At 64.0% G+C, this 23,480-nt stretch carries 21 protein-coding genes and 1 tRNA gene; 8 read left to right on the forward strand and 14 right to left on the reverse strand.

The window, feature by feature from the left end; genetic code table 11:
• Positions 1-66 precede the first annotated feature (66 nt).
• Positions 67-1,233 (reverse strand): glutamine-hydrolyzing carbamoyl-phosphate synthase small subunit, encoded by a 1,167-nt coding sequence (gene carA / locus SPO_RS07025; protein WP_011047115.1) that lies wholly within the window; start codon positions 1,231-1,233, stop codon positions 67-69.
• A 188-nt stretch (positions 1,234-1,421) separates the two neighbouring features.
• On the opposite strand from carA, the gene SPO_RS07030 reads away from it, so the two are divergent.
• The gene (locus tag SPO_RS07030) at positions 1,422-1,901 is read left to right on the forward strand and encodes a GatB/YqeY domain-containing protein (RefSeq protein ID WP_011047116.1); all 480 of its coding nucleotides are present in this window, start codon (positions 1,422-1,424) and stop codon (positions 1,899-1,901) included.
• A gap of 213 nt (positions 1,902-2,114) precedes the next feature.
• Here SPO_RS07030 and SPO_RS07035 read toward each other — a convergent pair whose 3' ends face one another.
• From SPO_RS07035 to SPO_RS07070, 8 genes are all read right to left on the reverse strand, one after another.
• Positions 2,115-2,342: a hypothetical protein gene (locus SPO_RS07035; protein ID WP_044028070.1), complete on the reverse strand. Its 228-nt coding sequence runs from the start codon at positions 2,340-2,342 to the stop codon at positions 2,115-2,117.
• A gap of 141 nt (positions 2,343-2,483) precedes the next feature.
• Complete coding sequence (locus SPO_RS07040; RefSeq protein ID WP_044028071.1) at positions 2,484-3,236, reverse strand: prephenate dehydrogenase; 753 nt, start codon at positions 3,234-3,236, stop codon at positions 2,484-2,486.
• A gap of 162 nt (positions 3,237-3,398) precedes the next feature.
• Positions 3,399-3,896 (reverse strand): hypothetical protein, encoded by a 498-nt coding sequence (locus SPO_RS07045; protein WP_011047118.1) that lies wholly within the window; start codon positions 3,894-3,896, stop codon positions 3,399-3,401.
• A 14-nt stretch (positions 3,897-3,910) separates the two neighbouring features.
• The gene (locus SPO_RS07050) at positions 3,911-4,387 is read right to left on the reverse strand and encodes a DUF2244 domain-containing protein (RefSeq protein WP_011047119.1); all 477 of its coding nucleotides are present in this window, start codon (positions 4,385-4,387) and stop codon (positions 3,911-3,913) included.
• 70 nt (positions 4,388-4,457) lie between these two features.
• The gene (locus tag SPO_RS07055) at positions 4,458-5,372 is read right to left on the reverse strand and encodes a glycosyltransferase family 2 protein (protein WP_044028072.1); all 915 of its coding nucleotides are present in this window, start codon (positions 5,370-5,372) and stop codon (positions 4,458-4,460) included.
• A 206-nt stretch (positions 5,373-5,578) separates the two neighbouring features.
• The gene (gene ctaD, locus SPO_RS07060; protein ID WP_011047121.1) at positions 5,579-7,237 is read right to left on the reverse strand and encodes a cytochrome c oxidase subunit I; all 1,659 of its coding nucleotides are present in this window, start codon (positions 7,235-7,237) and stop codon (positions 5,579-5,581) included.
• A gap of 238 nt (positions 7,238-7,475) precedes the next feature.
• The gene (locus SPO_RS07065; RefSeq protein WP_011047122.1) at positions 7,476-7,937 is read right to left on the reverse strand and encodes a MarR family winged helix-turn-helix transcriptional regulator; all 462 of its coding nucleotides are present in this window, start codon (positions 7,935-7,937) and stop codon (positions 7,476-7,478) included.
• Positions 7,934-9,082, reverse strand: coding sequence for an Acg family FMN-binding oxidoreductase (locus SPO_RS07070; RefSeq protein ID WP_011047123.1), 1,149 nt, complete (start codon positions 9,080-9,082; stop codon positions 7,934-7,936). The genes SPO_RS07065 and SPO_RS07070 overlap by 4 nt, the downstream gene beginning before the upstream one ends.
• A gap of 210 nt (positions 9,083-9,292) precedes the next feature.
• Here SPO_RS07070 and SPO_RS07075 point away from each other — a divergent pair, with 210 nt between their 5' ends.
• From SPO_RS07075 to SPO_RS07085, 3 genes are all read left to right on the forward strand, one after another.
• Entirely contained in the window at positions 9,293-9,715 is a 423-nt protein-coding gene (locus SPO_RS07075) for an HIT family protein (RefSeq protein WP_011047124.1), read from the forward strand.
• 79 nt (positions 9,716-9,794) lie between these two features.
• Complete coding sequence (locus SPO_RS07080; protein ID WP_011047125.1) at positions 9,795-10,757, forward strand: cation diffusion facilitator family transporter; 963 nt, start codon at positions 9,795-9,797, stop codon at positions 10,755-10,757.
• Between the two features lie 232 nt (positions 10,758-10,989).
• Complete coding sequence (locus SPO_RS07085; protein ID WP_011047126.1) at positions 10,990-12,762, forward strand: alpha/beta fold hydrolase; 1,773 nt, start codon at positions 10,990-10,992, stop codon at positions 12,760-12,762.
• A gap of 5 nt (positions 12,763-12,767) precedes the next feature.
• Here the strand turns inward: SPO_RS07085 and lipB are convergent, their stop codons facing one another.
• Complete coding sequence (gene lipB / locus SPO_RS07090; protein ID WP_011047127.1) at positions 12,768-13,418, reverse strand: lipoyl(octanoyl) transferase LipB; 651 nt, start codon at positions 13,416-13,418, stop codon at positions 12,768-12,770.
• A 46-nt stretch (positions 13,419-13,464) separates the two neighbouring features.
• Complete coding sequence (locus SPO_RS07095; protein WP_011047128.1) at positions 13,465-14,124, reverse strand: DsbA family oxidoreductase; 660 nt, start codon at positions 14,122-14,124, stop codon at positions 13,465-13,467.
• Between the two features lie 141 nt (positions 14,125-14,265).
• On the opposite strand from SPO_RS07095, the gene SPO_RS07100 reads away from it, so the two are divergent.
• Positions 14,266-14,352: transfer RNA gene (locus tag SPO_RS07100), tRNA-Leu, on the forward strand.
• 191 nt (positions 14,353-14,543) lie between these two features.
• On the opposite strand, the gene SPO_RS07105 is transcribed toward SPO_RS07100, so the two are convergent.
• Positions 14,544-14,990: a carboxymuconolactone decarboxylase family protein gene (locus SPO_RS07105; protein ID WP_011047129.1), complete on the reverse strand. Its 447-nt coding sequence runs from the start codon at positions 14,988-14,990 to the stop codon at positions 14,544-14,546.
• An 87-nt stretch (positions 14,991-15,077) separates the two neighbouring features.
• On the opposite strand from SPO_RS07105, the gene SPO_RS07110 reads away from it, so the two are divergent.
• The 3 genes from SPO_RS07110 (at position 15,078) to SPO_RS07120 (ending at position 19,129) form a co-directional block, all read left to right on the forward strand.
• Entirely contained in the window at positions 15,078-15,572 is a 495-nt protein-coding gene (locus tag SPO_RS07110; protein WP_011047130.1) for an RrF2 family transcriptional regulator, read from the forward strand.
• 151 nt (positions 15,573-15,723) lie between these two features.
• Positions 15,724-17,844 (forward strand): serine hydrolase, encoded by a 2,121-nt coding sequence (locus SPO_RS22150; RefSeq protein WP_051420330.1) that lies wholly within the window; start codon positions 15,724-15,726, stop codon positions 17,842-17,844.
• 55 nt (positions 17,845-17,899) lie between these two features.
• A complete protein-coding gene (locus tag SPO_RS07120) occupies positions 17,900-19,129 on the forward strand; it encodes a helix-turn-helix transcriptional regulator (protein ID WP_011047132.1) in 1,230 nt (409 codons plus the stop codon).
• On the opposite strand, the gene SPO_RS07125 is transcribed toward SPO_RS07120, so the two are convergent.
• Positions 19,041-20,318, reverse strand: coding sequence for an MFS transporter (locus tag SPO_RS07125; RefSeq protein ID WP_011047133.1), 1,278 nt, complete (start codon positions 20,316-20,318; stop codon positions 19,041-19,043). The genes SPO_RS07120 and SPO_RS07125 overlap by 89 nt on opposite strands.
• 30 nt (positions 20,319-20,348) lie before the next feature.
• Positions 20,349-23,477: an efflux RND transporter permease subunit gene (locus tag SPO_RS07130; protein WP_011047134.1), complete on the reverse strand. Its 3,129-nt coding sequence runs from the start codon at positions 23,475-23,477 to the stop codon at positions 20,349-20,351.
• Between the last annotated feature and the right edge of the window lie 3 nt (positions 23,478-23,480).

Below are 23,480 nucleotides of genomic sequence, written 5' to 3' on the forward strand. Positions count from 1 at the left end.
GTTGCTCAATTCAGGTTAATAGAGCGTTAACAGCAGACAAAATCGTCTGAGAAAACAACTTCTTTGTCAGACTTCCGCTTTTTGCGCATCCATTGCCGCGGCAAAGCGTTCGAACAGATAGAAGCTGTCCTGCGGGCCCGGGCTGGCCTCGGGGTGATACTGCACCGAGAAGACAGGCCGCTCGCTCATGCGGATGCCGCAGTTGGAGCCGTCAAACAGCGAGCGGTGGGTTTCCACCACCCCCTCGGGCAGGCTTTGCGCATCCACGGCAAAGCCGTGGTTCATCGAGGTGATCTCGACCTTGCCGGTTTCCAGGTCCTTGACCGGGTGGTTGGCACCGTGATGGCCGTGGTTCATCTTGACGGTGCGGCCGCCAAGCGCCAGCGCCAGCATCTGGTGTCCCAGGCAGATGCCAAAGACGGGCAGGGAAGTGGTATCGAGGATCTCGCGGATCATCGGCACGGCATATTCACCTGTCGCTGCCGGGTCGCCGGGACCGTTGGACAGGAACACGCCGTCGGGTGCATGGGCCAGCACCTCGGCCGCGGTGGCCGTGGCGGGCAGCACGGTCACGTCACAGCCCGACGAGGCAAGGCAGCGCAGGATATTGCGCTTGGCACCATAGTCGATGGCGACAACCTTGTGCTTGGGCGCCTCCTGCCGGGCATAACCCTCGGGCCAGGCCCAGCGCATCTCGTCCCAGCGATAGCTTTGGGCACAGGTGACGTCCTTGGCCAGGTCCATGCCTTCGAGCCCGGCAAAGCCGCGCGCGGCGGCAATCAGGGCGGCCAGATCGAACTTACCTTCGGGATCGTGGGCCAGGGCCACATGCGGCGCGCCCTGCTGACGGATGGCGCGGGTCAGGCGGCGGGTATCGACACCACCGATGGCGATGCGACCGCGCCGGGCCAGCCAGCCCTTGAGCTCTTCGGCGGCGCGCCAGTTCGAGGCAGCGGTCGGGTCCCATTTCACCACCATGCCGGCGGCAACCGGATCGGTTGTTTCGTCATCTTCGGGGGTGACGCCTACATTGCCGATATGGGGGAAGGTGAAGGTCACGATCTGGCCCGCATAAGAGGGATCGGTCATGATCTCTTGATAGCCGGTCATCGCCGTGTTGAAGCACAGCTCGGCCACGGTCTGGCCGGTGGCGCCGAAGCCGGTGCCGTAAAACACTGTTCCATCGGCCAGAACCAGGCATGCGGTGGGCTTGGACAGGGGGTTCTGGGCCATGGCGCGACTCTCTATCTCTGGGTAAATCGGCGCATACCTAAGGGTCTTGTGGCCTTGGGTCAACCCTGATCAATTTTTGTGCTTTTGTTGTTTTTCAATAACTTAACTATATTGCGCCCCGGTTGTGTCGTGCTTTTTCTTTCGCTATGTTCGGGAACTTGAACAATGTCAGGGGATGGGCAGTTCCAATGGATATGCGGGCACGTGTGAATACCGCGCTGAAACAGGCGATGAAGGACAAGGCGGCCGATCGGTTGTCGACCCTGCGCCTGATCAATGCGGCGATCAAGGATCGCGATATCGCGGTGCGCGGCAGCGGCGATGAAGAGGCCGCCTGTTGCGGCGATGCCGAGGTTCTGGCCATTCTGGGCAAGATGACCAAGCAGCGCCAGGAAAGCGCGCGCGCCTATGAAGAGGGCGGACGGCTGGATCTGGCCGAGCGCGAGCGTCAGGAAATCTCGGTGATCGAGGAGTTTCTGCCCAAGCAGCTGGACGAGGACGAGGTCGAAAGCGCCGTGCGTGCCGCGATCACTGCGACCGGCGCCGGGTCGATCCGCGACATGGGCAAGGTGATGGGCGAGCTGAAGGCGCGCTATACCGGCCAGATGGATTTCGGCAAGGTCGGCCCGATGGTCAAGGATCAGCTCTGCGCCGCCGGCAATTGCTGATCCGACCTTGTGAGGACCAATAGAAAAGGCCCGCCCGCGCGGGCCTTTGCGAAAATGGTGCAACGTCGGGCCGGTCGCATTGTAGCCGTGACGCCATGTCGAATAGCAGCTTGCGAAGATATCTTCGGGAGCTGTCTGCGTCGGATGTCGGTGAAGCGGACTTAGCCGCCACTAATCTACCAATTTACCAAAGGTGTCGCTCACGCTCAAAGCTTATGTGCGAGGAAATACGGCAAACAACAGAAAACCGCTTGAAAGTATTGCTGCAAATACCAAGAACACCTTCCGGTTAAACCTGTAGTTTTCGTGAGTTGGATCAAGAAGTTCCCAATGGTTAAACGGTTGAACAAAAAAATGTCTGTAGAAAACGAAAACCATAAAGCTGAAAAAGGCGATCATCCAGATGCCTTCCGCCGCCACCCTTGCTTCTTCATTTACCATACTTAGGGTATCCTTTCCGGCAACATTTCTGCATGTGCACCAATGTCACGCAAGGGCTCGAAGCGGCAATTGCGCTTCGAGCCTTCAAGGGTCTCAACTGCACCACTTACCGCAAAGGGCTGGCGCCCGCGCGGGCCTTTACTAGTCTCGCCCCGCATAGGCGCGGTCCAGTCCCTCGATAAGGCCCAGGAATTCTTCACGCACGCGCGGGGCGAAGGGATTGGCGCTTTCGATGGCGGCCAGCACGCCGGGCGGGTCGTGGCGTACCATCTCGACCGCCTGTTTCAGCAGATCGAAACTGGCGGTGGTCATGCGGTCGGGCAGGGGGCCCATCCGGTTCATTGCCTGCGCGATCAGGTGGGTCAGCCCCTGTACCGTGGCGGCCTCGCGGTCATGGGCCTCGGGTGTGGTCAGGATCACCCGCAGCCCCAGCCGCGCGCGCAGGAACGCGGCCACCGGCAGATGGGCGCGACCCCGCAAGGGGCAAAGCGCGATCTTGTGCCCGGCGATGCCATGTCGCGCGCTTTGCGGGCCGAACAGGGGGTGGGTGCCGATCAGCGCTACATGGCCGGGCAGGGTCGCCTGCATGATCGCCGCCGGGGTCATCTTGACCGAGCCCACATCGGCCACCACCGCGCCGGGGCGCAGATGCGGGGCGATGGCGCGGCAGGCCTCGGCGATGCCCGCCACGGGCATCGCCAGAATGACCAGATCGCAGCCCGCCGCCTCGGCCTGCGAGGCGATGCTGAGGCCTGCGGGAAGATTCGCACCATCGGGCAGGGCGGGATCGTGGACCAGGCAGGGCAGATGCGGGGTCAGATGCGTCGCGATCAGCCGGCCAAAGGCGCCAAAACCGAAAAGGCCGACCGAGCGAAAGGTAAGGTGACAGGACATGACAGGCTCCGAAGGGGCCGCGATGCCGGGTCGTGTGGTCATGTGAGAAGCTGTTCGGACCGCCGGATCGCGGCGGTTGAACAGGAAATGCAGCCGCCGTTATGTGAACGGCGGATAATAGACGGTGCTGATAAAGGCGCGTGTCTGTTGCATGTGGCTTGCCTAGCTTGCGGCAGCGGGCCTGTCAATCACCGCGTTTCGCGGGCGAGTTTGTAGCGCTTTGTTACGTGCGGTGACGTGGTCGATCCGAGCAATGGAGTTGTAAGCCCGCTTCAAAGCATCTCCCGGGTACTGATCTGGCCCCCAAAACTTGCGCATGTTCAGTGCGGTGGTGTCGAGCAAATCAAAATCGACGAGTTCAATGCGTCCGGTCCAACCTGGATAGCGTGCCTGCCATCCCGCTTCGTAATGGCGCAGCAGGTTTTCGCGCAGCGCATATCCGTGATAGTCGAAACTTACGACCCCATCCGTGGCATAGATATGACTGCCAGGGAACCCGGAAGCTGGCAGGATCTGTTCGGCATAGAACCCTTCCAGCGGGGGCCATTTCAGATAGGCTCCGCACAGAATGTGACAGGCCCCAAAGCCAAAGAATATCCGGTCCGGCTTTTGCCAACGTTTTTTGAGGTCTCTCTTGCTGCCGGGTTTGGGCCAATACATGTCCGTTTTTCTTTCTACTTCGAAAGCATCTCCCGCAGATCATCGTAAAGCGCGATCCGCTCATCCTCGGACAGAAAGGCGCCGATCTCGACCTCGCGCCCGCAGCCCTGAAGGGTCACATAGTGGGGCACCGGCCCGCCATGGGCATGCAGGGTGGCGCGCGCCCAATAGCGGTTGCAATCCCATTCCTGCACCGCGCCGCGCGGGTTGTGGCGCACCAGATGCGCGCGCTCGGGGTCGAGCGTCAGCACCTCGAGGATGCGGCGCTGGCGGTAATTGGCCTCGATGGCCAGCCACAGCCCGGCCACCGCCAGCAACAGGAACGGCAACAGCCCCCAGAGCAGCGGCGACCCCAGTACCGCGATCAGCGGCAGCAGCCCGAGCGCAAAGACCAGAAGGACAAACCCCGCCGCCCCGCGCGGTGGCAGCGAATTATGCGGCCACAGGCGCAGCTCTTGCCGGGTTTCGGTGCGTTTCCAGTCATAGGGCATGGTGTCTAGGTATCACGTCCGCGGCCGCCGTCCAGAGCCCCGGATGCCGCAGAACGGTTGCATCCCCGCTTTAGTCCAGCAGCCTGACCTCGTGATATTGCAGCAGGTCGAGATCCTCCATCCGCTGGCGCAGATCCTCGGACAACACGCTGACCCGGTCGTAAAAGCCGGTGAGCAGTTGCAGCAGATCCTCTTCGGTGGGATTGTCCAGCGCCGCCGCCTCGGGCGCCACATAGGGCAGGATGTCGTAATTGCCGGTGCGCAGGTTATACGACCCGTCGCGCATCTTGTTCAGCGTCCGGTTCACCCACAGATCGCGGTTCTCGCAATGCATATGCGCGATCCAGGCATTGTCCATCTCATGAATGGCGTTTTCGATCTCGGCCGAGGCGGGACGGGGAAAGTGGATGCCATGGCCCCAGCCCTGAAGCCCGGCGCGCAGGATCGACTTGCCCTGGTAATGCCCGAACAGCCCGTTGCGAAACACCTGCAGATCGTCGCCATAGACATGCAGGCGGGCGCGGAATTTCAGGTGCCGGACCGAGCGGCGAAAGGGAACCGGCCCGTCATGATCCTCGGGCGGGACCATCGGTTCGAGCGTGCCCAGATGCGCCGTCTGGTGGCTGTCGGGGACGGTGGCCAGTTGTGAACCCAACGCGCTGTCCCGTGTCACCACCAACTCGTCGGCGTCGAAATGCGCCTGCCAGTCGGTCAGGCAGCGTTCATAGGCGACGCGCCCATTGACCAGTTGGCGCCGCTCGACATAGGGCGGGCGCCGCCGGTTCAGACCTCTCCAGTACGCGCTGTCGCAGCGCTGAGCGATTACGCCGGGCTGGTTGGCGAAAGTATCATAGGCCGGGTCATCGGGATCATCGAAGAAAAGATGCACATAACTGGCGCCGGCACTCAGGTTGTGCTCCACGAAGCGGCCCAGGATATGAACCGGTTCCCTGACCATGGAGAAGACGCTCCAGGTCGCTTTCATGATCTGCCTCAAATCTGCTTCTAATTTTCAGCAAATCTTCAACACTGGGCGCAGCGGCGCAAGCCCTGGTACGAATTTGTGACCGTCTGCGGATCACAACGTTGGTATTTTGCAACTGGGGCGGTCATGTCCGCGCGCATGAGACAAAAAGAAAGGCCCCCGGGCGGTTGCGCCGGGGGCCTTTCTGATTTCCTTGGCTCAGGCGCTTAGTGCGCGTGGCCCTTGTCCCAGTCTTCCTGCTTGGGCAGGGTCTCGAACGTGTGTTCCGGCGGCGGGGTGGGCAGCGTCCACTCCAGCGTATCCGCATACTCGTTCCAGTAGTTGTTGCGGGTTTCGCGGGCGCCACGGGTCAGCGCATAGAACACGATGCCGAAGAACAGCAAGAACGAAGCGAAGGAGATGAACGCGCCATAGGACGAGATCTTGTTCCAATAGGCAAAGGCTTCCGGGTAGTCGATGTAGCGGCGCGGCATGCCCTGACGGCCCAGGAAGTGCTGGGGGAAGAAGGTCAGGTTTGCGCCGATGAAGAACATCCAGAAGTGGATCTTGCCCCAGAACTCGGAGTACTGGCGGCCCGTCATCTTGGCAAAGTAGAAATACATGCCGGCGAAGATGGCGAACACGGCACCCAGGCTCATCACATAGTGGAAGTGCGCAACCACGTAATAGGTGTCGTGATAGGCCCGGTCCACGGCCGCCTGGCTGAGCACCACGCCGGTCACGCCGCCCACGGTGAACAGGAACAGGAAGCCGAAGGCGAACAGCATCGGCGTCTTGAACTCGATCGAGCCGCCCCACATTGTGGCGATCCAGCTGAACACCTTCACCCCGGTGGGTACCGCGATGACCATCGTGGCCAGCATGAAATAGGCCTGCTGGTTGAGGCTCATGCCGACGGTGTACATGTGGTGCGCCCAGACGACGAAGCCCAGAACGCCGATCGCGATGATCGCCCAGACCATCGGCAGATAGCCGAAGACGGGCTTGCGCGAGAAGGTGGCGATCACGTGGGAGATGATGCCGAAGCCGGGCAGGATCACGATGTACACTTCCGGGTGGCCGAAGAACCACAGGATGTGCTGGTACAGGATCGGGTCGCCGCCGCCTGCCGGATCAAAGAAGGTGAAGCCGAAGTTGCGGTCCATCAGCAGCATGGTGATGGCGCCGGCAAGAACCGGCAGCGACAGCAGGATCAGCCAGGCGGTCACGAAGATCGACCATGCGAACAGCGGTACCTTGAACAGGGTCATCCCCGGCGCGCGCATGTTCAGGAAGGTGGTGATCATGTTGATCGCACCCAGGATCGAGGAGGCGCCCGACAGGTGCACGGCAAAGATTGCCAGATCCATCGACATGCCGCCTTCGGTCGTCGACAGCGGCGGGTACAGAACCCAGCCCACGCCCGAGCCCAGCTGGTCGTTGCCACCCGGCGTCAGCATCGAGGCCACGCCCAGCGAGGTGCCGGCGACATAGAGCCAGAAGCTGAGGTTGTTCATGCGCGGGAACGCCATGTCCGGCGCACCGATCTGCAGCGGCATGAAGAAGTTGCCGAAACCGCCGAACAGGGCCGGGATGACGACAAAGAACATCATCAGGACGCCGTGATAGGTGATCATCACGTTCCACAGATGGCCGTTCGGCGTGCAGGGATCGGCCATGAAGCCTTCCAGACACATGTACTGAACGCCCGGCTCCATCAGTTCGAGCCGCATGTAGACGGTCATCAGCACCGAGATCAGACCGGCCAGCGCCGAAAAGATCAGGTACAGGATCCCGATGTCCTTGTGGTTGGTCGACATGAACCAGCGGGTAAAGAAACCGCGATTGTCCTCATGCCCGTGACCATGAATGGCTGCGTCTGCCATTTAGGTGCCTCCTTGCAGATTTCTACGCACAGCCGAAACGCTCCGGGCCGCGCGGATTCCTTGCGGTTTTAGAATGTGAGGCAGGGCGCATCAATGGCCGAGTTTGATCTGGATCAAGATAAATGGCCGCACCCCTCTTGAATGACGACCGCTCTTGCCGCCTTGGGTCGCCTTTCGGGCGCGAAACGGACCGGCCCGACAACATGCGACCGAGAGGCGCCGCCATTGGCAGACAGGATCAGCGGTTTTCGTCGAGATGGCGGCGGATACTGCTCAGATCCTCGCGGATGCGCAGCATCGCCTCGACATGTTCGGGCTTGAACAGATGCCCAAAGCGCGCGGCGACGCGCTGGATGGACTCCTCGCGAAAGCGCCGCCCCTCGGGCGTCAGAAACACCAGCTTGCCACGCGCGTCACCGGGGTTGGGGACCACGGTGACAAGGCCATGGTCCACCAGTACCCTGAGCGAATGGGTCATGGTGTTCTTCGAGACCTGCATCGCGGATGCGATGCTGATCGGTGTCTTGCCGTCTCCCAGCCGATACAGGTGGTTGACGATCCCGAAATGCGACGGGTGGACCCCCTGCGGCAGTGTCCGCGCCAGCAATGTCGAGGACAGCTGGTTGATGATCCCGATCTCGTTGAAAAAGGCGAAGATATCGCTTGCCGAGACTTCGCCGCTTTTGTCGTTCTTGCTCAATCCGTTACCATCTTTGCCTCGATCGGCCAGCGGGGGCTGACCGGAATATCCGGACCATAGCCAATGCGCGCCAGCATTTGAACCGTGCCGCCATCCGGCGCCAGCCGGTTGTGAACCCGGTGATACAGCTCTGCCATCTCCGGGTATTCCTGCAAGGCCTGGCTGAGCGGTTGCACGCCAAGACCGGCCCGGGTCACGGCGAGGTTGGCCCGCAACCAGTCACGACCGGCGGCGATCTGATCCATACGGGTGTTGGCGGCGGTGGTCATCCAGATATGCCCCATGGCACTGCGGCAATTGTCCATGACAGCCTCGATCCCCTGCGAATAGGCTACCGAGCCGGTGTCCAGCGCGACGTTGCGGTCGAAAAGACCCGCCAGCCGGAGGGATTCGAACATCGGGCCGGAAAAGTCGATCCCGTCCGGGTTCTCGTTGATTTCCGCCTTGCCGATGCGGAACAGCTCGACGCTTTCCTTGTAGGTCCGCGGGGTTTCGATTTCGATCCGCAGGGCCTGCGCCGACAACTCGCGCCAAAAGCCGATCTCGTCCGGGGCGACCGACCCGCCAAGGCGGGTGCCATGTTTGGTGCTGGCAAGGAGCGCGTCGAGGTCGGTCGCGGACACTGCGCGCGCGGTGTCGAAGGGTTCCTTGTTCGAGCGCCGTGCCGGCACATAAGGCCAGAGCGGGTCAGGTGCCAGCGTCGGATCCTCCCTGAACCGGGCCCGGGCCACGATCCGGTCGTCAAGGCCGGTTTCGGAGCTGCCATCGGGGAACAGGTCGAGCGTGACGGCATACCCGTTTGCCTGCGCCGCCATCACCATCAGTTCGAGGAAGCAGCCCAGGCCGATCGTCAATTGCCGGTCGAACGGGTCCGTATGGGGCAGCTGACGTTCGGTATCAAAGCGCAGAACGGCGGTCTTCTCGCCCTCCAGCGAGACCAGCCAGGGCTGCCGGTTATGCGGGTTTGGGGCGAGAATGGCATAAGACAACGCGTTCATCCGCGGGTCGGCATAGGCGGTTCCACCCGCTGTCGCCCAAGGTGCGAGCGCCTTGCCCGGGCTGCGTGTTGCCGCGAACAACGCCGCTCCGCCTGCCGCGAGTATGACGCCGCCACCTGCAAGTTTCAGAAAACCTCTACGTTTCATGGGAAAGCTCCTTAGGTTCGATGTAGAACTATATATGGTTCTACATCGAACCTAATCAAGGCCGGACCCGCTCACGCCCTCTGCCTTCCTTTCGGTTCCCCTGAGATGCCGCACGACCCGGGGTCCGTTGGGGCGGCAAAAACCCATGGCGGCGGCTTGACCAGATCGGATGCCTCGCCCACTACTCGGGCGACGTACAGAACAGGACGGATGACCATGGCCTATGATCCCGACAACATCTTTGCCAAGATCCTCAGGGGCGAGATCCCCTCGACCCGGGTCTATGAGGATGACGACACGCTTGCCTTCATGGATATCATGCCGCGGGCCGACGGGCATCTGCTGGTGATCCCCAAGACACCCTGCCGCAACCTGCTGGATGCCAGCCCCGCGCAGCTGGCCGCCGTGATGGCGACGGTGCAAAAGCTGAGCCATGCGGTGATGGCCGCCTTCGGTGCCGAGGGCGTGACCATCCAGCAGTTCAACGAAGCGGCGGGCGGGCAAGAGGTGTTCCACCTGCATTTCCATGTCCTGCCACGCCACGAAGGCGAGCGCCTGCGCCCGCCGGGGCAGATGGGTGACATGGCGGTGATTGCCGAACAGGCTGAAAAGATTCGCGCCGCCCTGGGGTGAAAAGTCAGATCGCCTCTTGAACCTACAGCCGCTGTAGCAATTAGGTGGGAAAGCGAACCGGAATCAGGAACGCTTTCTCATGCCACACGATCACGGGGCCGCACCGGCCCATTCCCATGCCCACGGGCATCATCACCATCATCACCACCACCATATCGACCCGGCCGCCGGCGATGCGCGCATCACCTGGGCGATTGCGGTCAACATGGTGCTGACCCTTGCGCAGGTGGTGGGGGGCCTCCTGTCGGGCTCGCTGGCGCTGATCGCCGATGCGCTGCACAATTTCTCGGACGCGGTGGCGCTGATCATCGCCTTTGGCGCCCGTCGTATCGCCCGGCGCCCGGCCGATGCGCGGATGAGCTATGGCTATGGCCGGGCCGAGGTGATTGCGGCGCTGATCAACTATACCACGCTGATCGTGCTGGCGCTTTACCTCGTCTACGAGGGAATCATGCGCTTTCTCGATCCGCAGCCCATCGACGGCTGGCTGGTGGTCTGGATCGCCGCGCTGGCGCTGGTCATCGATCTGGTGACGGCGGCGCTGACCTGGTCGATGGCCAAGACCTCGATGAATATCCGCGCCGCCTTTCTGCACAACCTGGCCGATGCGCTGGGCTCGGTTGCGGTGATCGTGGCGGGGTCGGCGGTGATCTGGTTCGGCTGGACCTGGGTCGACCCGCTGGTGACGCTGATGATCGCGGCCTATATCCTGTGGCATGTCTGGGTCGAGATCGGCGCCGCCATCGGGGTACTGATGCTGGGCACGCCGCCGGGCTACGAGCCCGAGACCGTAGCCCGGGAGATCGAGGCCGTCGAAGGCGTGCAATCGTTGCATCTGTTACATCTGTGGAGCCTGCAGGAGAATGCGGCCGCGCTCAGCGCGCATCTGGTGATCGAACCCGGCGCCTGGGGACAGGCCGATGCGATCAAGGCGCGGGTCAAGACCCTGCTGGAGGACAAGCACGGCATCGCCCATGTCACGCTCGAGACGGAATGCGCCGCCCATGCCTGTCACGATGCACAGCGGATTGGCAGCGCCTGAGTCGCATCCGCAAAAGAAATTGCCGTCCCGCTTGGGGCGGGACGGCAGAACCGGAAGAATAGGCACAGCGCTCGTCATGGGGACTGGCAACCGCGCCGGACTTGCTGAAAACACCACTCACTCACTGAACGGTAAGCTCAACCTGCCACAGGAGTTTTTTCCTCACATGACCCATTTGGGTCATTTTGTGCCGTTGCAGAAAAAAAACGGTTCTCCCCTCTGACCCATTCGGGTGATTGCCGCCTGCGAAGAACGTACTAGTCTTGTAGTAGAGGCAGAGGAAAACACGATCCGGGACGAAGCGACATATCTCACGCCGCCCAGCCGGGAACAGGTGATTGCGGCAATCTACGAGACGGTGCTGCGGCCCGACCTCTATGAGCATGTCATGGCGATGTGGGAAGCGCATATAGATGCACTGACCCGCGATGCCGATCCCGAAACGGGCAGCGCCACGGATATCGATCTCGATCGCGAACTGCAAAAACATTTCCAACGGGCCCATGTGATCCTGGAACAACTGGGCCGCAAATCGCCGCAATCCGAACTGGAGCTGCGGGTCGAAGGGGCACCGGGTCTTGTGATGCTGGCCGGGCCGGACCGCAGGGTGCGCGCCGCCAGCGCGCGGGCGCGTACGGTGCTGGGCGGGGCCCGGGACCTCTCGCTGGTCAGTGGCCATCTTGCCGGCAGCGGCGCGCAGATGCTCGACCGGATGGTCGAGGCCGCGCGCAGCGGCGATCTCCGGGTTCCGGCGGTGGTGCTGACCACCGATATCCGGCCACGTCATCTGATCGCGCGGGTGATCACCTGCCCGGACGGCGCTGGCCAGGTGATGATCGAGGGGCTTGATTATCAATGGACCCCGGCGGCCGAGCGGGTGCTGGTGGCCTCGTTCGGCCTGTCACCCGCCGAGGTCGAGATCGTGCGCAACCTGATGGAGGGGCGCAGCCTGCGCGAGATCGCCCAGAGCTCGGGGCGGTCCGAACATACGGTGCGCAATCAGGCGAAATCGGTGCTGGCCAAGACCGGCGCGCCGGGGCAGGTGGACCTGATCCGGCTGGTCGCCTTTCTGATCGACCGTGGCAATCAGCTGCGGCTGGGCGGGCATCCCGGGGCGGTCGACCTGAACGACGATGTGCTGGACATGGGCACCGGGCTCAGGATGCAGCTCTATCAATGCGGCGATCCCCGCGGGCGGCCGGTTCTCTACCTGCATGGCATGCTCGACGGGATGGCCCCGCTGGAATATCTCAAGCATGACTTCGCCCGGCGCGGATTGCGGGTGCTGGCGCCGGTGCGGCCCGGCTATGGCCTGTCCGAACCGGTCGCGGGGGTCGAGCCCGGGCTGCGGGCCATGGCCTCTCATGCTGTCGAGCTGATCGATCGCTTCGCCTTGGACAGGGTGGCGATCCTGGGCCATATGGCCGGGGCGGTGACCGGCTACGTGCTGCGCGCGGGCGGCGATCCGCGCCTTGCGGGTATGGTCGCGGTCGCCGCCAGTGGCCCGCTGTTGCGGCGTGCGCAGCTCAGCGGCATGGCGCGCCGGCAACGGATGATGGCGATGACCGCAAGGTGGACACCCGCCCTGTTGCCCTTTTTCGTGCGGGCCGGCATCGCCCTGATCGACAGTGAAGAGGTGGGGCGTTTCATGGACGCGCTCTATCCGCCCGGCAGCCACGAGCGTCAGGTGGTCGACCGGCTGGAGCTTGCCGCGCTGATGCATGCGGGATACCGGTTCGCGGCCCAATCCGGCACCGCCGGGTTCGAGGCCGACGCGCTGACCATGGTGTCCCCCTGGCAGCGCCTGAGCGATGGCGGCACCTGTCCGGTGGTGCATCTGCATGGCGCGCTCGACCCGGTGGTGCCGGCGGCCGAAACGGCCCGTTTCGCGGCCAGCATTTCGGGCGCCAGTTTCCGCCGGTTCGAGGATGTGGGGCAGTTCCTGATCTATGAACGCCCCGATGCGGTGCTGGATGCGATCGAGGCGATGCTGCCCCCACGCTGAGCCGCTCAATCGGCGCCGAACACCCGTTCGAAGCTCTGGCGCAGGGCCACGTCCACATCGCCCATGGTCACCGGCAGGCCCAGATCGACCAGCGAGGTCACCCCGTATTCGGTGATGCCACAGGGCACGATGCCCGAGAAATGGCTCAGATCCGGTTCCACATTGATCGAGATGCCGTGAAAGCTGACCCATTTGCGCAGGCGGATGCCGATGGCGGCGATCTTGTCCTCGGCGGGTTGGCCGCCAAGGGTCAGCGGCTTGTCCTCGCGCCTGACCCAGACACCGACCCGGCCCGGGCGAATCTCGCCGCGAATGTTGAACTCGGCCAGGGCCGCGATCACCCATTCCTCGAGCTGCTCGACGAAACGGCGCACGTCATGGCCGCGCTTGCCCACGTCGAGCATGACATAGACCACCCGCTGACCGGGGCCGTGATAGGTATACTGGCCGCCGCGCTTGCTTTCATAGACGGGAAAGCGGTCGGGATCGGTCAGATCGGCAGGCCGGGCAGAGGTGCCCGCCGTGTAAAGCGGCGGATGCTCCAGCAGCCAGATACATTCCTCGGCCTCGCCCGCCGCGATGGCCGCGGCGCGCGCCTCCATAAAGGCCACGGCCGCGTCGTAATCGGTCAGCCCGTCGGTGATCTTCCATTCCATGGCGCTGTCATATCGCGGCGACTGGGGCAGGGGAAGGGGGGCGACCCTAGGCCGCTTCGGCCAGACACCGCTGGATCACCTGCGCATAGGTGTCGGCCCCCTGCGCGCCGGTCAGCAGGTATTTGCCGCCAAACACCATCGAGGGCACGCCGGAAATCCCGTGCTGTGCCCAGAACTTCTGTTTCTCGCGCACCGGTGCCTGATGCGCGCCCGAAGTCAGCGCCGTTTGCGCGGCCTCCCGGTCCAACCCGGCCGCCTCGACCGCGTCAAGCAACACCGACAGGTCGGACACATCGCGCCCATCGGTGAAATAGGCCGCAAACAGCGCCTGTTTCAGCGGGTGCTGACGGCCTTGGCCCTCGGCCCAGTCGAGCAGTTGATGCGCGGCAAAGGTGTTCACGATGCGGCTGTCATCGGTGAAGTTGAAGGTGAACCCCAGCTCGGCCCCGATTGCCGTCAACCGGGCGCGCGCCTCGGCGCTCTGCTCTGGCGTCGAGCCGTATTTCTCCATGATATGTTCGCGCAGGTTCTGCCCCTCGGGGCCCATCTGCGGGTTCAGCTCGAACGGATGCCACCGCAGCCGCGCCAGCACGCCGGTCGCCGCAAGCGCTTGATCCAGCTGGCGAAACCCGACGATGCACCAGGGGCAGACCACGTCCGAGACGATGTCGATCTGAAGTTCGGGGCGAGGGGGGTGGGCGGTCATCGGCGGGCTCCTGGGGATTGGATACATGCTGTTCTGCGCTAGCAGATAGGGCGCCGGTCAAGAAATCAAAGTCATGTGTTTTTGTCTCTTCACATCGCGCCGACCCTCGTCTATACGCCGCTCTACCAAGTCACTGGCAGTGCGGTCGTGGCGGAATTGGTAGACGCGCAGCGTTGAGGTCGCTGTGGGGTAACACCCGTGGAAGTTCGAGTCTTCTCGACCGCACCATTGGCTCCTAGAGCCGGCATGAATGCCCAAACCCCTTCTGACATTTCGAAACGGCAGTTGCGCGGGATGCGCGACCGGCGCGGTTTGTTCTCGGGTCCGTCCTGCCCTTTGCCCCGTTCTTAACCCGGAAACGGCGCGCTCCTGGCGCCCTCATCCGGCGTGGAGGCTGCCGGATGAGGGGCCGGAGACGTTCAGACCGGTAGATGGGCGCTGATTGCCATTCGGTTCCACAGATTGATCATCGCGATCGAGGCGGTGAGGGCGGCCACCTCCTGTTCCGAAAACTCGGCGCGCGCGGCGTCGAAATCGGCCTGCGAAACTTCGGAGTCTTCCAGCCGGGTCAGCGTTTCGGCCCAGGCCAGCGCGGCCCGGTCGCGGGCGGTGAAGGCACTTGTTTCGCGCCAGACCGCGATCAGGTGCAGCAGCATGTCGGGCAGCCCGTCTTGCTGCGCCTCTTTCACATGCATGTTGACGCAATAGGCACAGCCGTTGATCTGCGATGCTCGGATCTTGGTCAGGTGAACCAGGCGGCTGTCGGGATTGGCCTGCGAGATGGCGGTGTTGAGCGCCAGCATGGCGTCATAGACCTGGGGTGTTTCCTTGGTGAAGTTGAAGCGCATGGTTGCATGTCCTTTCATGGGATGGTTGCGAACGAATCGTAGATAGTTTATATCCATGAATAGCCATGGCAAGCGGGATCGGCAAACCCAGAGAGGAGGCAGGGCATGCGGAGATTGGGTGACGGGGTAGAGGCGGCGCTGCATTGCGCGGCGGTTCTGGCAGAGCTTCCAGAGGGCAAGGTCCTGTCAGGCCGCGATCTGGCGGCCCTGCATGGTGTCTCGGAAAGCTACCTGCTCAAACATATGCGCGCATTGACCGCCGCCGGGGTGACCGAGGCGGTGCCGGGGCCGCGCGGCGGGTTCCGTCTGGCGCGCGCGCCGCGGCAGGTCTCGCTGCTGGATGTGGTCGAGGCGGTGGACGGCCCCGGTCCGGCCTTTGTCTGCCGCGAGATCCGGCGCAAGGGCGATGTGACCAGCAACGACCCCTGCGCCTATCGCAAGGATTGTTTCATCAAACGACGCATGCTGAGCGCCGAACAGGCCTGGCGCACCGCGCTGCGAGGGCAGACACTGGCCGATCTGATGGCGGATGCCCGCGCCGAGATCGGATTTGAGAATCTCCAGGCCGTCGGCGGATTTATCGAGGAAAAACAGCGCTAAGACGCACGACCCTCATCCGCTGAGTCCAAGCGGAACGGTCAACAAGGCGCGTCCCGCCTGTCCTCCCCTATAGGGAGAGACGACGGGCGGGGCGTGTGTCTGCTTCTGGTGGGGCGGAAATCGACACTCTCCAACCAGAAGGACCCTTTTGATGTCATATCTCGACAACAACGCGTTTGAAGCGACCCCGCAGCGGGTGCTGGACCAGTTCGCCGCCGCCAACACAGCCGCCCCTGCCGCGCTGATGGAGGTCTGGCGCGCGGGCCTTAGCGTGGCCAAGGCCCATGGCGAAACCGAACTGGGCAGCGGCCAACCGGCCAGCGCCGATGACCGGTTCGAGGTCGGCTCGCAAAGCAAGATGATGACCGCCGTCCTGGTGCTGCAACTGGTGCAGGAGGGCAAGGTCGCGCTTGACGACAAGCTCAGCGACCATCTTGACCTGTCGGGCCTGCCCGATATCGCCAATCTCGAAACCGCCACCATCCGGCATCTGCTGGCCAACCGGTCGGGCATTCCCGATTTCGACACCGTCATGGGCGATAGCGGCCTGCCGGTATTTATCGAGAATATCATCGCCAATCCGGATGTGCCGCAGGGGCCCGACGAGATGCTGGACATTGCCGCCGGGCATCCGGCGGCATTTGCGCCGGGGCAGGGGTATGAGTATTCCAACACCAACTTTCTGCTGCTCGAGAAACTGATCGAAAAGGTCACCGGCAACAGCATGGGGCACGAGCTGACAACCCGCATCTTTGACCCGCTGGGGATGGATGATACCCTGCCGGGTGCGCTGGAGCGGCCCGCCGACATCCTGCATTCCTATGCCACCCTGCCGGACGGGACGCCGCTTGAGGTCACCAATGTGCCGATCAATCTGGGCGGCGCCGGTGGAGTGGTCTCGACCACCGCCGACATGATCCGGTTTCTTGACGCGCTTCTGGTCTCCAAGACGCTTCTGTCGCCCGAGATGCTGGCGCAGATGACGGATTACCGCGACGGCGACAACCAGCCCAGCGGCAATGGCAACGGGCTGGGGCTTGGCGCCACGGAACTCAACGGCCAGCATTTCGTGGGGTTTTTTGGCGGCACGCTGGGCACCAATTCCGGTACCATCCTGCATGTGGAAAGCGGCACCATCGTCTCGGTCGCTGTGACCCATTCGGGGGTCGAGCCCTCGACGCTGGTGCTGACCGCCTTCGAGCTGATATTCAGCGATGGTCACTGGGCCAGCTTCGATCCCACCGATGACAGTTTCACCATCGAAGGATCCGCCGCAGAGGTCGACCTGTATCAGGATACCTCGGCCACGGGTGCGGTTGAAACGGTGCTGACCAAGGGGGATGTCTCGCTGTCGTTTGCCGGTGACATGGCCGGGTTTGACGAGGCACAGTTGAGTTTCTCCGACGGATCGGTGCTGCGCGTGGCCGATGCGGGTGGCGAATGGATCGACATCCTTCATGACACGCGCCTTGGTGACGGGGGCGAGACGGTCCAGGCCGGCCCACAGGATGCCGATAACCGGCTGATCGGCCTGGGCGGGAATGACGGGTTGTTCGGCGCATACGGTGACGACCGCATCAGCGGTGGCGGCGGCAATGACCGTTTGGGCGGCCGGGATGGCGATGACGCGCTGGAGGGCGGCGATGGGCATGACGTGCTCGACGGGGGGCGGGGCGATGACCAGCTCTCGGGCGGCGCGGGCAGCGACCAGCTGAACGGCGGACGCGGTGATGACACGTTGGAGGGCGGTGCCGGGCACGACCTGCTCGACGGGGGCCGGGGCGATGATCAGCTCTCGGGCGGTGCGGGCAGCGACCAGCTGAGCGGCGGGCGCGGTGACGACACGCTGGAGGGTGGCGCCGGGCACGATCTGCTTGACGGGGGCCGGGGCGATGACCAGCTCTCGGGCGGTGCAGGCAGCGACCAGCTGAGCGGCGGGCGCGGTGATGACACGCTCGAGGGCGGCGCGGGGCACGACCTGCTAAAGGGCGGCCGGGGCGACGACCGGCTTGAAGGGGGCGCCGGGCATGACATGCTGATCGGCGGCAGCGGTGATGATGTGTTCGTGTTCGCGGCAACCGCTGGTCATGATCATGTGCTGGACTTTCAGGCAGGCGCCGACCGTCTGGACCTCTCCGGCGCTGGCGTCAGCTTTGCCGAGTTGACAATAACCGCGCCGACAGACGGCTTTGCCCATGTCGCATTTGGTCAGACCGAGATCACCCTGACCGGCCAGTTCTCGGAATTGACCGAGGCCGACTTCCTGTTCTGATCATGCTAACACCGGGCGGCGTGACCCGCGCCGCCCACCATCTTCAAGGACCCGCATGAGCCCTCCTGACCTTGCCCCGGATATCGCGACCTTCGAAGTGGCGCTTGCCATGGCGCTGTTGGTTCTGTCGCTGTTCTGCGCCCATGCGCTGTGCCAGCCGCGCAAGGCGCTGGTGGTGCGCTGGCCGCTGGTGGTGTTCTTTGCGCTGAATGCCATCGGTCTTCTGCGCTATGTGATGCGCGGGCTCGACCCCGGGATGGAATGGCCGCGGACCCTGCTGCTGCTGGAACTGGCGAATATCCCGATCAGCCTGGCCCAGCCCGCGCTGCTGTGGTTCTATGTCTGTCTGCTGACCGGCGCCGGGCCGTTGCACCTGCCCAGGCGCGCGCTCTGGCATCTGCTGCCCGCGCTGCTGGCGGTGGGGCTTGTGACAGTTGCAGCCTTTCAGCCGCAATCGACCTTTGACAACCTGATCCTGCCCTTTGCCGAGATGAGCTGGCTCGAGCGGGGGCTGGTACTTGGGTTCTACCTGGCCACGGTGCTGTTTCACCTGATGGGGCCGGTCTACAGCCTGCTCGTGATCCGGCAGCTGATGCGCTATCGGATCGCGCTGAAGGACCTGTTCGCCAGCACCGAGCGGCGCGAGATGAGCTGGCTGCGCTGGCTGGCGCTGATGGCGCTGGCGTTCTGGTGCGTCAATATCGTCGACGTTCTGCTCGAGGTGCTCGAGATCGGCTTGCCCCCGATCAACCCCTGGCTGGACCTGACGGTGCTGGCGGCGGCGCATTTCCTGCTGGTCTGGGTGCTGGGCCTTTGGGGCTTGCGGCAGAAACCGGGCCTGTTGCCGCCCGAACGCCCGACGCCGACCGCACCCACGCCCCTACCCACGCCCAAGCCGATGCCGCCTGCACCGCGCAAATACGGAAAGTCGGCGCTCAGCGACAGCCGGATGGACCGGTTGGCCGACAAGATCCGCCTGCTGATGGAGGTCGACCATCTCTATCGCGATCCGAACCTGACGCTCTGGGATCTGGCGACCCGGCTTGGCGCCTCGACCAACCATGTTTCGCAGGCGCTGAACGAGGGGGTGGGGCAGTGTTTCTTCGACTATGTCAACGAATGGCGCGCGCGCGATGCGGCCACCCGGCTGCGCGGATCCGAGGACACGGTGCTGGATGTGGCCTTTGCGGTGGGCTTCAACTCGAAATCGGCGTTTTACAAGTCGTTTCGCCGGGTGTTCGAGACGACGCCGACCCAGTATCGCCAACGCCATCGCCGGGCTTAGCCCCGGACCACAGCCGCGCCGCGATCAGGCATCCGATCGCGCCCAGCAGTGCCAGCACCGTCAGCACCCCCTGCGGCGGGACGATGGTGGCCAGCCAACCGGCCAGCGGATAGGCCAGCAGCCAGCAGGCATGGGACAGCGAAAACTGCGCCGCAAACAGCGCGGGCAGGTCCTCGGGCCCGGCCGAACGGCGCAACAGCCGGCCCGAGGGTGTCAGCGCCGAGGCAAAGCCGATGCCGCTGACGAACCAGGCCAACAGCAGCGGCGGAGCGCTCAGCCCCGCCAGCGCCACCCAGAGCGCCAGCGCCAGCCCGGTGAGCGCCATTGCCGCGCCGCCCGCCAGCATGATCGGCCGGTCGCCCAGACGCGCCAGCAGCCGGGGCAGGGCAAAGGCCGCCAGCATCGAGCCGCCACCATAGGCCCCCAGCGCCAGTGCCACCATCCGGTCCGATCCGCCCAGTTCGCTCTTGACCAGAACCACCGTGTTGACCAGCACCATCGCGCCTGGCATCGCCACGCCAAGGTTCAGCGCCAGAAGCCCGCGCAGCCGGGGGATCGAGAGATAGAGACGCAGGCCCCGCAGGCTGCGCGTCGCCAGCCCGCCGGTGCGGCTGGCGCCGGGCTTGGGCAGGGCGACCGAGATCACCAGCAGCGCCGAGCCGACAAAACCCAGCGCGGTGCCCAGGAACAGCGCGTTGAAACTGACCAGACCCAGCAGCAGCGCGGCCAGCGCGGGGCTGACCAGGCTTTCCAGATCATAGGTCAGGCGGCTCAGCGACAGCGCCTTGGTATAGTCTTCCTCCTCGGGCAGCAGGGCGGGGATGGTGGCCTGAAAGGCCGGGGTGAACCCGGCCGAGGCCGCCTGTAGCACGAAGATCAGCAGGTAGATCTGCCAGATCTCGGTGACCATCGGCAGGCAGGCCGCCGCCGCCGCCCGCACCAGATCCAGCGTCACCAGCACCCGGCGCCGGTCCATGGCTTCGGTCAACGCGGCGGCGAGTGGCGACAGAAAAACATAGGCCAGCATCTTGATGGTGAGCGCGATGCCCAGCACTATACCCGCGCGCGGCCCGGCCAGATCATAGGCCAGAAGCCCCAGCGCCACGGTGGCGAGCCCGGTTCCGGTCAGCGCCACCACCTGCGCCGCAAAGAGGTGCCGGTAGGCGCGGTGTCGCAGCACGTCGAACATGAACCGCGCCCCTCTCTCAGCCCGCCGCACTCATTCAGCGGGGGCCGGGGCGTCGGAACTGCCCTTGATCCGCTCGCGCGCGCCCTGCATCACCGCGTAAAGCACCGGCACCAGCACCACGCCGATCACCGTGGCCGCCAGCATGCCGCCGAACACCGCCACGCCGATCGCCTTCTGGCTGGCGGCGCCGGCGCCATTGGCGGTCAACAGCGGCACCACGCCCAGCAGGAAGGACAGCGCAGTCATCATCACCGCGCGAAAGCGTTGATGCGCGGCCTCGGCGGCAGCCTCGCGGATGCTCAGCCCCTTGGCGCGCTGCTCCATTGCGAATTCGACGATCAGGATGCCGTTCTTGGAGGCCATGCCCACCAGCATGATCATGCCGATCTGGGTATAGAGGTTGATATCCGAGCCGACCACGGCCACCGCCGCCACCGCCCCGAACAGCGCCACGATCACCGAAAGCAGGATCGAAACCGGCATCGACCAGCTTTCATACTGGCCCACCAGGAACAGATAGGCAAACAGCACCGCCAGCCCCAGGATCACCGCGACCAGCCCGCCCGAGCTCAGCTGTTGCTGGGCGCTGCCGGTCCATTCAAAGGCATAGCCGGGCGGCAGGGCATTGGCGCTTTCCTCGGTCATCACCTGGATCGCGTCGCCGGTGGACAGGCCCGGCGCCGGCACCGCCGTCACCGTGGCCGAGCGGAACAGGTTATGCCGTTTCAGCAGCACCGGCCCCAGCACGTTCTCGACGTCGATCAGCGTGCCCAGCGGCACCATCTGGCCCTGTTGCGAGCGCACATAGAGGTTGCCGATATCCTCGACCTTGTCGCGATAGCTGCCCTCGGCCTGGATCATCACCCGGTAGACGCGGCCAAACAGGTTGAAGTCGTTGATGTAATAGGACCCCAGATGCGCCTGCATGGTCTGGAACACCTCGGCCACCGACACTTGCAGCGTCTTGGCCTTTTCCCGGTCCAGATCGACGAACAGCTGCGGCACGTTTGCGCGGAAGGTGGTATAGCTCTGCCCGATCTCGGGGCGCTGGTTGGCGGCATAGACCAGCGAGCCGACCGCCGCGGCCAGATCCTGGGCCGAACCGCCACCGGTCTGCTGCACCTCCATCTCGATGCCCGCCGACATGCCCAGGCCCTGGATCGGTGGCGGGTTGAAGGCCACGATCGAGGCCGCGCTTTCGCCCCAGGCGATGTTGAGGATGCGTTTGAGCAGTGCATCGGCGCTCAGCTCCGGGTCCTGTCGCTGGTCCCAGTTGGTGAGGTTGACGATGATCATGGCACCGTTGGGGCTGAGCCCGTTCAGCATCGAGAACCCGTTCACCAGAACCGTATTGGCCACGCCGTCAAGCTGTTGCAGCTTGTCGTTCAGCCGTTGGGTCACGGTTTCGGTGCGGCCCAGCGTGGCGGCATCGGGCAGTTGCACATCTACAAACAGGTATCCGTTATCCTCAAGCGGCAGGAACCCCTTGGAGGTGTTGGAGAAGATGCCGCCAGCCCCGGCGCCGATCGCCGCCACGATGGCCAGCGAGATCACCGGCAGGATCAACAGCTTGCGCACCAGCGCTACATAGCCGTCGCGCACCCCGCCGATGCCGCGTTCGAACAGGGCCAGCACCCCCTTGGGCGGGCCCGAGCGGGCCCGCAGCACCAGGCCACATAGTGCCGGCGACAGGGTCAGCGCGTTGATTGAGGAGATCGCGACCGCGACCGAGATGGTGACGGCGAATTGCGAATAGAGCCGCCCGGTGATGCCGGGCATGAAGGTGACCGGCACGAACACCGCCAGCAGCACCAGCGTGGTCGCGATCACCGGCCCGGTGATCTGGCCCATCGCCTTGCGGGTTGCCTCGGGCGGGCTCAGCCCCTCTTCGGCGATGATGCGTTCGACGTTTTCCACCACCACGATGGCATCATCCACCACGATGCCGATGGCCAGCACCAGCGCAAACAGCGAGATGGTGTTCAGCGACATGCCAAAGGCCAGCAGAAACGCGAATGTGCCGATCAGTGAGACCGGGATCGCCACCGCCGGAACGAGCGTGGCCCGCCAGTTGCCCAGGAACACAAACACCACCGAGACCACCAGCACAAAGGTCAGCATCAGGGTCGTCACCACGTCATTGAGCGACTGTTCCACGAAATCGGTGGTGTTGAAGGGGATCTCGTAGTCCACATCCTCGGGAAAGGCGCGCGACAGCCGCTCCAGCTCGGCGGTGACCCGCTCGGACACCGCCAGCGCATTGGCGCCCGGCGCCTGATAGATGCCCAGCACAGTGGCAGGCTTGCCCTGGTAATAGCCCGAGGCACTATAGAATTGCGCCCCCAGCTCGACCCGGGCGATATCGCGCACCCGCACCACGGCGCCGGCGGCGCCGGTGCGGATCACGATGTTCTCGAACTCTTCAACCGTGCTCAGCCGGCCCTTGGACTTGATCGTGTACTGGAATGTCTGCCCCTCGGGTGCGGGCGGCGCGCCGATCTGGCCCGCCGACACCTCAAGGTTCTGCTCGCGCACGGCGGCAATCAGGTCACCCGGCGTGATCGACAGGGCCGCCATCTTGTCGGGGTCCATCCACATCCGCATGGCATATTGCAGATCGGTCAGCACATCGGCCTTGCCCACCCCCTGTACCCGGGCCAGCGCGTCCTTGAGGTTGATCGAGGCATAGTTGGACAAAAACACGCTGTCATAGGTGTCATTGGGCGAGGTGAGCGTGACCACCATCAGCATGTTGGTCGAGGATTTCTGCGTCACCACGCCGGAATTGGTCACTTCGCTGGGCAACGAGGACAGCGCCTGCGCCACCCGGTTCTGCACGTTGACCGAGGCAATGTCGGGATCGGTGCCCACCTCGAAGGTGACGCTCAGCGAATAGGAGCCGTTGTCGGCCGAGGTCGACGTCATGTAGAGCATGTCGTCGACGCCGTTCACCTGCGCCTCGATCGGGGCGGCGACGGCGTTTTCCACCGTCTCGGCATTGGCGCCGGTATAGTTGGCCGAAACGCTGACCACCGGCGGCGTGATATCGGGGAACTGCGCCACCGGCAGCACCAGGTAACCGATGCCGCCCAGGATGGTCAGGACCAGCGAGATGACAAAGGCCAGCTTTGGCCGGCTGATGAAAAGAGCCGAGAACATGGG

Source organism: Ruegeria pomeroyi DSS-3, from assembly GCF_000011965.2.
Taxonomy (GTDB): Bacteria; Pseudomonadota; Alphaproteobacteria; order Rhodobacterales; family Rhodobacteraceae; genus Ruegeria_B; species Ruegeria_B pomeroyi.